Source organism: Pseudomonas sp. NPDC089408, assembly GCF_044749445.1.
GTDB lineage: Bacteria > Pseudomonadota > Gammaproteobacteria > Pseudomonadales > Pseudomonadaceae > Aquipseudomonas.
Window position 1 is genome coordinate 383,164 of record NZ_JBIVHY010000004.1, and the last position, 13,040, is coordinate 396,203.

Genomic DNA, 13,040 nt, shown 5'->3' on the forward strand with positions numbered 1-13,040 from the left:
TAATCAGCGGGTTTGCAGGAATGCGCGAATCCGCTCCGCCGCCTCGATGCACTCGGCCAGCGGTGCAACCAGGGCCATGCGCACCCGCCCGGCACCCGGGTTCACGCCATCCACTTCACGCGACAGGTACGACCCCGGTACCACCGTCACATGCTGGGCCTCGAACAGGTCGCGGGTGAACTCGGCATCGCCGCCCGGCACTTTTGCCCACAGGTAGAAGCTGCCATCCGGGCGCTGCACGTCCAGTACCGGTTGCAGAATGTCCAGCACGGCATCGTACTTGGCGCGGTACTGGTCACGGTTATCGCGCACATGCGCCTCGTCCTGCCAGGCGGCGATGCTGGCCAGCTGGGTTTGCACCGGCATGGCGCAGCCGTGGTAGGTGCGGTACAGCAGGAACGGCTTGATGATCTCGGCATCGCCGGCGACAAAGCCCGAGCGCAGGCCCGGCAGGTTGGAGCGCTTGGACAGGCTGTGGAACACCACGCAGCGCTTGAAGTCGCTGCGGCCCAGCTCGGCGCAGGCAGTCAGCAGGCCTGGCGGCGGCGCGTCTTCGTCAAAATACAGCTCGCTGTAGCACTCGTCGGCGGCAATCACGAAGTCGTGCTCGTCGGCCAGGGCAATCAGCTTTTTCAGGGTATCCATCGGCACCAGCGCGCCCGTCGGGTTGCCTGGCGAGCACAGGAACAGTATCTGGCAACGTTGCCACACATCGGCCGGCACGGCGTCGAAGTCCGGGTTGAAACCGTTGTTTTCCAGGCACGGCAGGTAGTGCGGTGTAGCACCGGCCAGCAACGCTGCGCCTTCGTAAATTTGATAGAACGGGTTGGGGCTGACCACCAGGCCATCGTCGGCGCGGTTGACCACGGCCTGGGTGAAGGCGAAAAGCGCTTCACGGGTGCCATTGACCGGCAGGATGTGGCGATCGGCATCCAGCCAGCCAGCCGGCACGCCAAAACGCCGCTCGCACCACTGGCCAATGGCCTGGCGCAGGGCCGGCAGGCCGATAGTGCTGGGGTACACCGCCAGCTTGTCGAGGTTGTCGGCCATGGCCTGGGCAACGAACGCCGGCGATGCGTGCTTCGGCTCACCAATCGACAGGGCGATGGCGCGTTTGTCCGCCGCAGGCTTCACGGTGCCCAGCAGGGCGCGGAGCTTTTCGAACGGGTAGGGCTGAAGCTGGGTCAAGGCATGGTTCATCGGCGCAAGGTCTCGTCAATCGTCTAATCGTTAAAAGGTCACGCGGGTCGGGCTGGTGTCGCTCCCTTGGCCGGCCTGCAGCTGCTGCACGATGGCTTCCTGCAGGCGGCTGCACAGTTGCGGGTCGGACAGCGGCTGGTTGTTGGCATCGGTGATGAAGAACACGTCCTCCACCCGCTCGCCCAGGGTGGCGATCTTGGCGTTTTGCAGCGACAGGTCGAACTCCAGGAATATCCGCCCCAGCCGGGCTAGCAGACCCGGGCGGTCGGGGGCGGTGATCTCGAGGATGGTGACCGGCCGCTGGGCATCGTTGAGGATGGTCACCTGCGGCGGGAAGTTGAAGTGCTTGAGCTGGCGCGGCACCCGGCGCTGGATGATCGTCGGGTAATCCTCGGGGTTGCGCAGCGCCTCGGTCAGGCCGTCGCGAATCTGCCGCACCCGCTGCGGGTTATCGCCGATCGAGCCGCCATCGTTGTCCAGCACGATGTAGGTGTCGAGGGTGAACTGGCTGCTCGAGGTGATAATTCGTGCATCGTGAATGTTCAGGTTCAGCTGCGACATGGCCGCCACCGTCACGGCAAAGAAATCGTGCTGGTCGGGGGCATAGATGAAGATTTGCGTACCGCCCTCGAACTCGCGCTGGGTGGTTTCCTTGATCAGCACCAGTGGCCCGCCATCTGCCGGCTGCTGCAGGATTGCGTCACTGTGCCAGGCCACGTCGGCGGCGGTGTGCTTGAGGAAGTAGTCATCGCCCAGTTGCGACCACAATTGCTCGACATCGTCCGGGTCGGTGCCCTCGCGCACCAGGATATCCAGCGCTGCAGACTGGGTCTGGCGAATCTGTTCTTCGCGGTCCAGCGGGTTCTCCAGGCCGCGGCGCAGGGCGCGCTTGGTCTCGCTGTAAAGCTGGCGCAGCAGGCTGGCGCGCCACGAGTTCCACAGGCTGGGGTTGGTGGCATTGATGTCGGCCACGGTCAGCACGTACAGGTAATCCAGGCGCGTTTCATCGCCTACGTGCAGGGCAAAGTCGTTGATCACCTGCGGGTCGGACAAGTCCTTGCGCTGGGCAGTGGTCGACATCACCAGATGGTTCAGCACCAGCCACACAATCAGCCGGCTGTCCCAGGCCGGCAGTTGGTGACGTTCGCAGAACTTCTGCGCGTCGACGGCACCGATCTCCGAGTGGTCGCCCTGGCGGCCCTTGCCGATGTCGTGGTACAGGCCGGCCAGGTAGATCAGCTCGGGCTTGGGCAGGCGCCCCATGAGCTTGCTGGCCAGCGGGAATTTCTCGGACACCGGGGTGTATTGCAGCTTGCGCAGGTGCTTGATGAGGTTGAGGGTGTGCGCATCGACTGTATAGATGTGGAACAGGTCGTGCTGCATCTGCCCGACGATCAGGCCGAACTCCGGCAAGTAGCGGCCAAGAATGCCGTAGCGGTTCATCCGCCGCAGGTTGCGGTGGATGCCGATTTCGCACTTGAACAGCTCGATGAACAGGCTGGTGTTGCGGATATCGGTGCGGAAGGTGTCGTCGATCAGGTGCCTGTGCTCGCGCAGCAGGCGCACGGTATCGGCACGTACACCCTTGATCTCCGGGTGCTGGGCCATCAGCACGAAGATCTCCAGCATGGCGAACGGGGTGCGCTTGAACACGTTCGGGTTGGCGGCCTCGATATAGCCGTCATGCAGGCGGAAGCGTGCGTTCAGTGGCTGGGTGCTGCCGCTTTCCTCGTCGGCGAGGATGACTTCTTCGAAGTGCTGGATGATCAGGTCGCACAACTGGCTGATGCTCATCACCACCCGGTAGTACTGGGTCATGAACTGCTCGATCGCCCGCTTGGGGTTTTCGTCGCTGTAGCCCAGCAGCGCGGCCAGGCTGCGCTGGTGGTCGAACAGCAAGCGGTCCTCAGAGCGCCCGGCCAGCATGTGCAGGGCGTAGCGTACCTTCCACAGGAAGTCCTGGGACGACGCCAGCAGTTCGTTCTCGCTTTCCAGCAAAAAGCCTTCGCCGGCCAGTGCGTGCAGGTTGAGGGTGCCGTACTGGCGGCGGGCTACCCACAGGACAGTCTGGATATCGCGCAGGCCGCCGGGCGAACCCTTAACGTTGGGTTCGAGGTTGTATTCGGTATCGTTGTACTTGTGGTGGCGGGCCTTGAGCTCGGCGCGCTTGGCCAGGAAAAACTCCTTGCTCGGCCACATATGCGCGGTGCTGGTCACTTCCAGCATGCGCTGGCGCAAGGCCTCGGGGCCGGCAATGGTGCGGCTTTCCATCAGGTTGGTGATCACCGTCAGGTCGGCGCGGGCCTGCTCGGCGCACTCGTCGACGGTGCGCACGCTTTGGCCCACTTCCAGGCCGATGTCCCACAGCAGGGTCAGGAAACGCTCGATGGCGTCGCGGTACTGCTCGTGCTCGGCGGCACCCAGCAGGATCAGCAGGTCGATGTCCGAGTGCGGGTGCAGTTCGCCGCGCCCGTAGCCGCCTACCGCGACCAGGGCAATGCCGCCATGCTGGCCCCAATCGAACTGGTTCCATGCCTGTTGCAGGATGTTGTCGACGAGCCAGGCGCGGGCCTCGATCAGCGGGCGTATTTCGCTGCCGGCGCGAAAACGCTTGTCGAGCACCTCGCCGGCCAGGCGGATGGCTTTCTTGAAGGCGGCGATAGGGCTCGCCTTGAGGGCCAGTTCCGCCTGGAACTGGCCGCGGTCGAACAGCTCGGGGTCCACCTGGGGCATCGCGTCACGTTCCTGTCGTGGGGGTGGCCTGTCGGGGTGCGATCAGGCCGAAGTGCGCGGGATGGTGTCGTCCTTGCGCAGGGTGAAGATCTCGTAGCCGGTCGCGGTCACCACCAAGGTGTGTTCCCACTGGGCCGAGAGCTTGCGGTCCTTGGTGATGGCGGTCCAGCCGTCGCCCAGCACCTTGGTGTCGGCCTTGCCCTGGTTGATCATCGGCTCGATGGTGAAGGTCATGCCTTCTTTCAGTTCCATGCCGGTGCCGGCGCGGCCGTAGTGGAGGATCTGCGGCTCTTCGTGGAACACCTTGCCGATGCCGTGGCCGCAGAATTCACGCACCACCGAGAAACCGTTCTTTTCCGCGTGCTTCTGGATCACTTCGCCGATGTCGCCCAGGCGGCAGCCCGGCTTGACCAGTTCGATGGCCTTGTACATGCACTCCTGGGTCACCTTGGACAGGCGCTCGGCCCAGACCGGTACGGTGCCGACGTGGAACATGCGGCTGGTGTCGCCGTGGTAACCGTCCTTGATCACGGTGACGTCGATGTTCAGCGTGTCACCGTCCTTGAGCGGCTTGTCATTGGGGATGCCATGGCAGACCACATGGTTGATCGAGGTGCAGATCGACTTCGGGTAGCCCTTGTAGTTGAGCGGTGCCGGGATGGCCTGCTGGACATTGACGATATAGTCGTGGCAGAGGCGGTCGAGCGCTTCGGTGGTGACACCGGGCTTGACGTGTTCTTCGATCATTTCCAGCACTTCGGCGGCCAGGCGGCCAGCGATGCGCATCTTTTCGATGTCTTCTGCGGTCTTGATGGTGACGGTCATTACAGGCTCTCTACGGCGCCGTGCACGGCGCGAAAAAACGGGAAAGGCCGGATTCTAGCAGAGCAGGGCGCCGATCGGTCGGGATAAAGGCGGCCACGTTGCTGTCTATAGCTGGCATTCTGGCGCGAAAGCCGGGGTGCTGCAAAAGCCGCTGACAGACGCAACAGTATGCGGGTTCCGTTTGCCCGCGGTCTGTGGTATAAAATGCGCCGCTTTCGGGGACGACCCCGGAAGTACCAAACCCACACACGTGTCGACACGATGACCTGGGTGCCCCGTCCTGTTTGCAGGCGTGGGTTGGTCATTGGGATGCGTGGAGGCCCAACCCGACTTACCAAGGAACTATCATGTCCCAAGTCAATATGCGCGATATGCTGAAGGCCGGTGTGCACTTCGGCCACCAGACCCGTTACTGGAACCCGAAAATGGGCAAGTACATTTTCGGCGCGCGTAACAAGATCCATATCATCAACCTGGAAAAAACCCTGCCAATGTTCAACGAAGCTCTGGCTTTCGTAGAGCGTCTGGCTCAGGGCAAGAACAAGATCATGTTCGTCGGCACCAAGCGTTCCGCCGGCAAGATCGTCGCCGAGCAAGCTGCTCGTGCCGGTTCGCCATACGTTGACCACCGCTGGTTGGGCGGCATGCTGACCAACTACAAAACCATCCGTGCTTCGATCAAGCGTCTGCGCGACCTGGAAACTCAGGCCGAAGATGGCACCTTTGCCAAGCTGACCAAGAAAGAAGCCCTGATGCGTTCGCGCGATCTGGAAAAGCTGGACCGCAGCCTGGGTGGTATCAAGGACATGGGCGGCCTGCCTGATGCTCTGTTCGTGATCGACGTTGACCACGAGCGCATTGCTATCACCGAAGCCAACAAGCTGGGCATCCCGGTTATCGGCGTTGTCGATACCAACAGCAGCCCAGAAGGTGTTGACTACATCATCCCGGGTAACGATGACGCCATCCGCGCTATCGAGCTGTACATGACTTCGATGGCTGACGCCATCATCCGCGGCCGCAACAACGTTGCTGGCGGCACCGAAGTCTATGTTGAAGAAGCGGCTGCACCTGCTGCTGAGTAATTAGGCGCTAGCGTCTACTTGGCACGCGAAAAGGGGGCTTTGCCCCCTTTTTGCCACCTTGAAATCCTGCTGTCAGCGTCGGCCCCGCATCATGGGCCTGCTGAATGAAGTCAGCGGATTTGCAGAATTTAACGCCCGTGACAAGCGGGTGGAATGGTTGAAAAACTTTCCAAGAGGATTTTGAAATGGCAGCAATTACTGCAGCGCTGGTAAAAGAACTGCGCGAGCGTACCGGCGAAGGCATGATGGATTGCAAAAAGGCCCTGGAAAAGGCCGGCGGCGACATCGAGAAAGCCATTGACGACATGCGTGCCTCGGGCGCCATCAAGGCCGCCAAAAAGGCTGGCAACGTCGCTGCTGAAGGCGCTATCGCGGTCAAGACCGACGGTAAATCCGCCGTTCTGCTGGAAGTGAACTCGCAGACCGACTTCCTGGCCCTGCAAGACGACTTCAAGAACTTCGTTGCCGAAAGCCTCGAAGAAGCCTTCGCCCAGAAACTGACCGACGCTGCTCCGCTGATCGCCTCGCGTGAAGCTGCTCGTGAAGCCCTGGTTGCCAAGTGCGGCGAGAACGTCAACATCCGTCGCCTGGTGCGCGTTGAGGGTGACGTTGTCGGTGCCTACCTGCACGGCAACAAGATCGGTGCCGTTGTTGTCCTGAAAGGCGGCGACGTCGAGCTGGCCAAGAACATCGCCATGCACGTTGCAGCTTCGAACCCGGAGTTCCTGGATTCGTCGGAAATCTCCGCCGAGGCCATCGAGCGCGAGAAGGGCGTCTTCCTGCAGCTGAACGCTGACAAGATCGCCGGCAAGCCGGAAAACATCGTTGAGAACATGATCAACGGTCGTATCACCAAGTTCAAGGCCGAAGCCTCGCTGAAAGAGCAAGCCTTCGTCATGAACCCGGAAGTCAAGGTTGGCGAACTGGCCAAGAAAGCCGGTGCTGAAATCGTTTCCTTCACCTACTTCAAGGTTGGCGAAGGCATCGAGAAGCCAGTCGACGACTTCGCTGCTGAAGTTGCCGCTCAGGTAGCTGCTGCCAAGCAGTAAGACAGCCCCGTCTGTCGCCCCAAAGAGGCTGCCCGCTCACGCGCGCAGCCTCTTTGTCAAACGGAGAGGGGGTTTATCCGGCTTCCTCTCCGCTGGCACCAAAACGGTGCCACGCTACAGTTAGCAGGCTGCAAACAGCCCGCACGAATTTTCTAAAAGTACGCCGCAGGAGAGACTCGCAATGGCTCAGCAGGTGAGTGGACGCCAACCTCGCTATAAACGCATTTTGCTCAAACTTAGCGGCGAGGCCCTGATGGGCTCGGAAGACTTCGGGATCGACCCGAAAGTGCTGGATCGCATGGCCCTTGAAGTTGGCCAGTTGGTAGGGATCGGTGTCCAGGTCGGCCTGGTGATCGGCGGTGGCAACCTGTTCCGTGGCGCCGCGCTCAGCGCAGCCGGCATGGACCGCGTTACCGGCGACCACATGGGCATGCTCGCCACCGTCATGAACGGCCTGGCCATGCGCGACGCGCTGGAGCGCTCGAACATCCCGGCCCTGGTCATGTCGGCCATTTCCATGGTCGGTGTCACCGATCATTACGATCGTCGCAAAGCTATTCGCCACCTCAACTCCGGGGATGTGGTAATTTTCTCCGCCGGTACCGGCAACCCGTTCTTCACCACCGATTCCGCAGCGTGCCTGCGTGGCATCGAAATCGATGCAGATGTGGTGCTGAAGGCTACCAAGGTTGACGGCGTATACACTGCCGATCCATTCAAGGACCCGCACGCCGAGAAGTTCGATCACCTGACCTACGATGAGGTCCTGGATCGCAAGCTCGGCGTCATGGACTTGACCGCAATCTGTCTGTGCCGTGACCACAACATGCCGTTGCGGGTATTCAACATGAACAAGCCTGGCTCCCTGCTGAATATCGTAGTGGGTGGCGCCGAAGGCACTTTGATCGAGGAAGGCCAAGCATGATCAACGACATCAAGAAAGACGCGCAGGAGCGCATGACCAAGTCCCTCGAGGCCTTGGGCCGCAACCTGGCGGCAATCCGCACCGGTCGCGCTCACCCAAGCATCCTGGATACCGTCAAGGTCACTGCCTGGGGTAGCGAAATGCCGCTGAACCAGGTGGCCGCGATCTCCGTCGAAGATGCCCGCACCCTGAAAATTGTCGCTCACGACAAAAACCTCAGTGCCGCCATCGAGAAGGCCATCCTGAACTCCGACCTGGGCCTGAACCCGATGAGCGCCGGTACCACCATCCGCGTGCCGATGCCGGCCCTGACCGAGGAAACCCGCAAGGGCTACACCAAGCAGGCCAGCGGTGTTGCCGAGGACGCCAAGGTAGCCGTGCGCAACGTGCGTCGCGACGCCATGGCCGACCTGAAAAAGCTGACCAAGGACAAGGAAATCAGCGAAGACGACGAGCGTCGCGCCGCTGACGAAATCCAGAAGCTGACCGACAAGTTCATCGCTGACGTCGACGCTGCTTACAAGGCCAAGGAAAAGGACCTGATGGCCGTTTAAGGCCGGGGTTTTTTAATGGAAAAGACCAAGCCAGCGGCGCCGTCCTCGGTGCCGCGTCATGTCGCGATCATCATGGATGGCAACAACCGCTGGGCGAAAAAACGCCTGCTGCCCGGGGTTGCCGGGCACAAGGCGGGTGTCGACGCCGTTCGCGCGGTCATCGAAGTCTGTGCCAAGTCCGGGGTCGAGGTACTGACCCTGTTCGCTTTCTCCAGCGAAAACTGGCAGCGCCCGGCCGAAGAGGTGGGTGCGCTGATGGAGCTGTTCTTCTCGGCCCTGCGCCGTGAGGCCAAGCGCCTCAACGAGAACAATATCAGCCTGCGCATCATCGGTGACCGTTCGCGTTTCCACCCTGAATTGCAGGCTGCCATGCGTGAGGCCGAGGCCCAGACCGCAGGCAGCAACCGTTTCATCCTGCAGATTGCCGCCAACTACGGTGGCCAGTGGGACATCGCCCAGGCTGCCCAGCGGCTGGCGCGGGAAGTGCAAGCCGGGCACTTGCGCCCGGAAGACATTACTCCGGGCTTGCTGCAGACCTGCCTGGCAACCGGCGAGCTACCGCTGCCGGACCTGTGCATCCGTACCGGTGGCGAGCACCGCATCAGCAATTTCCTGCTGTGGCAGCTGGCCTATGCCGAGCTGTATTTCTCCGACCTGTACTGGCCGGACTTCAAACACGAGGCCATGCGCAATGCCCTGGCCGATTTCGCTTCGCGCCAGCGCCGCTTTGGTAAGACCAGCGAGCAGGTCGAGGCTGGAGCTCGTGCTTAATGCTTAAACAACGCATCATTACCGCGCTGATTCTGCTGCCGATCGCGCTGGGCGGGTTCTTCCTGCTCAACGGTGGCGACTTTGCCCTGTTCATCGGCTTCGTGGTGACCCTCGGTGCCTGGGAGTGGGCGCGCCTGGCGGGGCTGATGGCCCAACCGCTGCGCATAGCCTATGCCGTGGTGGTCGCCGGGGCACTGATGCTGCTGTACATCCTTCCCGAGCTGGCGCCCTGGGTGCTCAGCGCTGCGGTGATCTGGTGGGGGCTTGCCACCTGGCTGGTGCTTACCTATCCGCGCAGCAGCGAGCTGTGGGCCAGTGCCGCCTGCCGCTTGCTGATCGGCCTGCTGGTGCTGCTGCCCGCATGGCAAGGGCTGGTGCTGCTCAAGCACTGGCCATTGGGCAACTGGCTGATCCTGTCGGTCATGGTGCTGGTGTGGGCTGCCGACATTGGCGCCTACTTCTCTGGCCGGGCATTCGGCAAGCGCAAGCTGGCCCCGCAGGTCAGCCCGGGCAAAAGCTGGGAAGGCGTGTATGGCGGTCTGGCAGTCAGCTTGCTGATTACCCTGGGGGTCGGCATCAGCCGCGATTGGGGCTTTGGTCAGATCCTGCTGGGCCTGCTGGGCGCAGCGCTGCTGGTGATGGCTTCGGTGGTCGGTGACCTGACCGAGAGCATGTTCAAGCGCCGCTCTGGTATCAAGGACAGCAGCAACCTGCTGCCGGGTCATGGTGGCGTGCTCGATCGCATCGACAGCCTGACTGCCGCTATCCCGATCTTCGCTGTGCTGCTGTGGGCTGCCGAATGGGGTGTGATGTGAGTCGCCCGCAACGTATCACCGTGCTTGGGGCGACCGGTTCCATCGGCCTGAGCACGCTGGACGTGATTGCGCGGCACCCTGATCGCTACCAGGTGTTCGCCCTCAGTGGCTATTCGCGGGTCGATGAACTGTTGGCCCTGTGTGTGCGTCATCGCCCGGCGTTCGCTGTGGTGCCGAGTGCCGAGGCAGCCGTAAGGCTGCGTGCAGGCCTGGCAGTAGCCGGTTGTGGCACCGAAGTGCTGGAAGGCGAGGCCGGGCTGTGCCAGGTGGCGTCGGCGGCCGAGGTGGACGCAGTGATGGCGGCGATCGTCGGTGCTGCAGGCTTGCGCCCTACCTTGGCAGCCGTCGAGGCGGGCAAGAAGGTGTTGCTGGCCAACAAGGAAGCGCTGGTGATGTCGGGCGCGCTGTTCATGAACGCGGTACGGCGCAATGGTGCCGTATTGTTGCCGATCGACAGCGAGCACAACGCCATCTTCCAGTGCATGCCTGGCGACTATGCCCGTGGCCTGAGTGCCGTGGGCGTGCGCCGCATCCTGCTGACCGCCTCGGGTGGGCCGTTCCGTGAGACGCCGGTAGAGGCGCTGCTGGGTGTAACCCCGGAGCAAGCCTGCGCGCACCCCAACTGGTCGATGGGTCGCAAGATTTCCGTCGATTCGGCCAGCATGATGAACAAGGGCCTGGAGCTGATCGAAGCCTGTTGGTTGTTCGATGCTGCGCCGGCCAAGGTCGAAGTGGTGGTGCATCCGCAGAGCGTGATCCACTCGTTGGTCGACTATGTGGACGGCTCCGTGCTGGCCCAGTTGGGCAACCCGGACATGCGCACGCCGATTGCCAACGGGCTGGCCTGGCCTGAGCGGATCGATTCCGGTGTGGCACCGCTGGACCTGTTCGCCATCGCCCGTCTGGATTTCCAGGCGCCCGACGAGCAACGTTTCCCTTGCCTGCGCCTGGCTCGGCAGGCAGCCGAGGCGGGCAACAGCGCACCTGCCGTGCTCAATGCGGCCAACGAAGTGGCGGTCGAGGCATTTCTCGAGCGGCGTATCCGCTTCCCGGAAATCGCGGGTATGATCGAGCAAGTGCTTGATCAGGAGCCCGTCGTGCCGCTGCCGTCGCTGGATGCGGTGTTCGCCGCCGACCAGCGTGCCCGGGAGCTTTCCCGTGAGTGGCTGAGGCGTCACGGTCGCTGACGCAGGCCTGCCCAGGTTCATGAGGGCCAGGCGTGAAGCCGGCCCGCTGAACATCATTCGGAGATGGACATGACAGCGCTCTACATGATTATCGGCACCCTCGTGGCCTTGGGTGTGCTGGTTACCTTCCACGAATTCGGCCACTTCTGGGTGGCGCGCCGCTGCGGCGTCAAGGTGCTGCGCTTCTCGGTGGGCTTCGGCACGCCGCTGCTGCGCTGGCATGACCGCCACGGCACCGAGTTCGTGGTGGCGGCCATTCCATTGGGCGGCTACGTGAAGATGCTCGACGAGCGCGAAGGCGATGTGCCGGCCGCGTTGGCCGGGCAGTCGTTCAACCGCAAGTCGGTGCGCCAGCGTATCGCGATCGTAGCGGCTGGCCCGATCGCCAACTTCCTGCTGGCGATCCTGTTCTTCTGGGTGCTGGCGATGCTGGGTACCCAGCAAATCCGCCCTGTCATCGGCGCTGTCGATACTGGCAGCCTGGCAGCATCGGCGGGGCTGACCGCAGGTCAGGAAATCGTCTCTATCGACGGTAAACCGACCAACGGTTGGTCGGCGGTCAATCTGCAACTGGTTCGTCGCCTGGGCGAAAGCGGTACCTTGCAGGTTGGCGTGCGCGACGAAGGCGCGAGCGCCGAGCGCCAGTTGCAGGTCAAGCTCGACAGTTGGCTCAAGGGCGCAGATGAACCTGACCCGATCCAGTCCTTGGGGCTGCGCCCTTGGCGCCCGGCGATTGCGCCTGTGCTGGCCGAGATCGATCCGAAGGGGCCTGCGGCCGCTGCCGGCCTGAGAACCGGCGACAAGCTGCTGGCGGTCGACGGCGTGGCGGTGACCGAATGGCAGCAGGTGGTCGACCGTGTGCGCGCCCGCCCGGATGCCGAAGTGCTGGTGCGCGTGGAACGTGACGGCGCGGCGCTGGACGTGCCGGTGACCCTGGCCCATAAGGGCGAGGGTAAGGCTCTGGGTGGCTACCTTGGTGCGGGGGTAAAAGGTGGCGAATGGCCTGCCGACATGCTCCGCGAAGTCAGCTACGGCCCGCTTGCTGCGGTGGGTGAGGGCCTGTCGCGCACTTGGAACATGAGTGTGCTGACCCTTGAATCGCTGAAGAAAATGCTGTTCGGGGAGCTCTCGGTAAAAAACTTGAGTGGACCGATAACCATTGCTAAAGTGGCGGGCGCTTCAGCCCAGTCCGGCGTGGGGGATTTCCTGAATTTCCTGGCCTACCTGAGCATAAGCCTGGGGGTTCTTAACCTGCTGCCCATTCCTGTACTGGATGGGGGGCATTTGCTGTTTTACCTGGTCGAGTGGGCGCGCGGTCGTCCGCTGTCGGATCGGGTGCAAGGTTGGGGGGTCCAGATCGGTATCAGTTTGGTCATAGGGGTGATGTTGCTCGCCCTGATCAACGATCTGGGTCGACTATAAAGCTTCGCTCAATTGCGAACCTGCTGCCGTTTTGCTGCAGCGGGTTGTTTATTGCCAGTTGGAATAAAAGGACTTCATGAAACGTCTGCTGCTAACTGCGGTCATGTCCGCACTGATGATCGCTGAAGTTCACGCCGAGTCCTTCACCATCTCCGATATTCGCGTCAACGGCCTGCAGCGGGTTTCCGCCGGCAGCGTGTTCGGTGCCCTGCCGCTGAGCGTTGGCGATCAGGCCGATGACCGCCGCCTGGTGGACTCGACCCGTTCCCTGTTCAAGACCGGGTTCTTCCAGGATATCCAGTTGAACCGCGATGGCAATGTGCTGATCATCAACGTGGTCGAGCGCCCGTCGGTGTCGAGCATCGAGATCGAAGGCAACAAGGCGATCAGCACCGAAGACCTGATGAAGGGCCTGAAGCAATCGGGCCTGGCCGAAGGCGAGATCTTCCAGCGTGCCACCCTCGAAGGCGTGCG

Annotated in this window: 12 protein-coding genes; 9 read left to right on the plus strand and 3 right to left on the minus strand. The window is 62.4% G+C overall.

The features are described 5' to 3' along the window. Positions 1-3 precede the first annotated feature (3 nt). The 3 genes from dapC to map are packed head-to-tail and all read right to left on the minus strand — an operon-like array spanning position 4 to position 4,758. Positions 4-1,200, minus strand: coding sequence for a succinyldiaminopimelate transaminase (gene dapC / locus ACIP02_RS09910; protein WP_400615706.1), 1,197 nt, complete (start codon positions 1,198-1,200; stop codon positions 4-6). 30 nt (positions 1,201-1,230) lie between these two features. Next, positions 1,231-3,933 carry a [protein-PII] uridylyltransferase gene (locus tag ACIP02_RS09915; RefSeq protein ID WP_400615708.1) on the minus strand — a complete coding sequence of 901 codons (2,703 nt, stop codon included), beginning with the start codon at positions 3,931-3,933 and terminating at the stop codon, positions 1,231-1,233. A 42-nt stretch (positions 3,934-3,975) separates the two neighbouring features. Next, complete coding sequence (map, locus tag ACIP02_RS09920; RefSeq protein WP_016712936.1) at positions 3,976-4,758, minus strand: type I methionyl aminopeptidase; 783 nt, start codon at positions 4,756-4,758, stop codon at positions 3,976-3,978. 347 nt (positions 4,759-5,105) lie between these two features. On the opposite strand from map, the gene rpsB reads away from it, so the two are divergent. From rpsB to ACIP02_RS09965, 9 genes are all read left to right on the plus strand, one after another. Beyond that, positions 5,106-5,843, plus strand: coding sequence for a 30S ribosomal protein S2 (gene rpsB / locus ACIP02_RS09925; protein WP_016501167.1), 738 nt, complete (start codon positions 5,106-5,108; stop codon positions 5,841-5,843). Positions 5,844-6,028: 185 nt separating this feature from the next. Then, on the plus strand, positions 6,029-6,892 hold the full coding sequence (tsf, locus tag ACIP02_RS09930) for a translation elongation factor Ts (RefSeq protein ID WP_012270835.1): 864 nt from the start codon (positions 6,029-6,031) through the stop codon (positions 6,890-6,892). Positions 6,893-7,073: 181 nt separating this feature from the next. Further along, entirely contained in the window at positions 7,074-7,817 is a 744-nt protein-coding gene (gene pyrH, locus ACIP02_RS09935) for a UMP kinase (protein WP_136916302.1), read from the plus strand. Further along, on the plus strand, positions 7,814-8,371 hold the full coding sequence (gene frr, locus ACIP02_RS09940; protein ID WP_400615714.1) for a ribosome recycling factor: 558 nt from the start codon (positions 7,814-7,816) through the stop codon (positions 8,369-8,371). Before pyrH ends, frr begins: the two co-directional genes overlap by 4 nt. A 15-nt stretch (positions 8,372-8,386) precedes the next feature. After that, the gene (gene uppS, locus ACIP02_RS09945; protein ID WP_201203082.1) at positions 8,387-9,142 is read left to right on the plus strand and encodes a polyprenyl diphosphate synthase; all 756 of its coding nucleotides are present in this window, start codon (positions 8,387-8,389) and stop codon (positions 9,140-9,142) included. Further along, entirely contained in the window at positions 9,142-9,957 is an 816-nt protein-coding gene (locus ACIP02_RS09950) for a phosphatidate cytidylyltransferase (RefSeq protein ID WP_400615716.1), read from the plus strand. Before uppS ends, ACIP02_RS09950 begins: the two co-directional genes overlap by 1 nt. After that, on the plus strand, positions 9,954-11,144 hold the full coding sequence (gene ispC / locus ACIP02_RS09955) for a 1-deoxy-D-xylulose-5-phosphate reductoisomerase (protein WP_400615718.1): 1,191 nt from the start codon (positions 9,954-9,956) through the stop codon (positions 11,142-11,144). The genes ACIP02_RS09950 and ispC overlap by 4 nt, the downstream gene beginning before the upstream one ends. A 69-nt stretch (positions 11,145-11,213) precedes the next feature. After that, on the plus strand, positions 11,214-12,566 hold the full coding sequence (gene rseP, locus ACIP02_RS09960; protein ID WP_400615720.1) for an RIP metalloprotease RseP: 1,353 nt from the start codon (positions 11,214-11,216) through the stop codon (positions 12,564-12,566). Between the two features lie 76 nt (positions 12,567-12,642). Continuing rightward, positions 12,643-13,040, plus strand: a 398-nt coding sequence (locus tag ACIP02_RS09965; RefSeq protein ID WP_400615723.1) for a POTRA domain-containing protein, incomplete at its 3' end; no start/stop codon positions are given.

Bases quoted from the DNA above. Each gene is read 5' to 3' on its own strand.
- map (WP_016712936.1), bottom strand. From the start codon at position 4,758: ATGACCGTCACCATCAAGACCGCAGAAGACATCGAAAAGATGCGCATC.
- dapC (WP_400615706.1), bottom strand. From the start codon at position 1,200: ATGAACCATGCCTTGACCCAGCTTCAGCCCTACCCGTTCGAAAAGCTC.
- pyrH (WP_136916302.1), top strand. From the start codon at position 7,074: ATGGCTCAGCAGGTGAGTGGACGCCAACCTCGCTATAAACGCATTTTG.
- tsf (WP_012270835.1), top strand. From the start codon at position 6,029: ATGGCAGCAATTACTGCAGCGCTGGTAAAAGAACTGCGCGAGCGTACC.
- uppS (WP_201203082.1), top strand. From the start codon at position 8,387: ATGGAAAAGACCAAGCCAGCGGCGCCGTCCTCGGTGCCGCGTCATGTC.
- ACIP02_RS09950 (WP_400615716.1), top strand. From the start codon at position 9,142: ATGCTTAAACAACGCATCATTACCGCGCTGATTCTGCTGCCGATCGCG.
- rpsB (WP_016501167.1), top strand. From the start codon at position 5,106: ATGTCCCAAGTCAATATGCGCGATATGCTGAAGGCCGGTGTGCACTTC.
- ACIP02_RS09915 (WP_400615708.1), bottom strand. From the start codon at position 3,933: ATGCCCCAGGTGGACCCCGAGCTGTTCGACCGCGGCCAGTTCCAGGCG.
- rseP (WP_400615720.1), top strand. From the start codon at position 11,214: ATGACAGCGCTCTACATGATTATCGGCACCCTCGTGGCCTTGGGTGTG.
- frr (WP_400615714.1), top strand. From the start codon at position 7,814: ATGATCAACGACATCAAGAAAGACGCGCAGGAGCGCATGACCAAGTCC.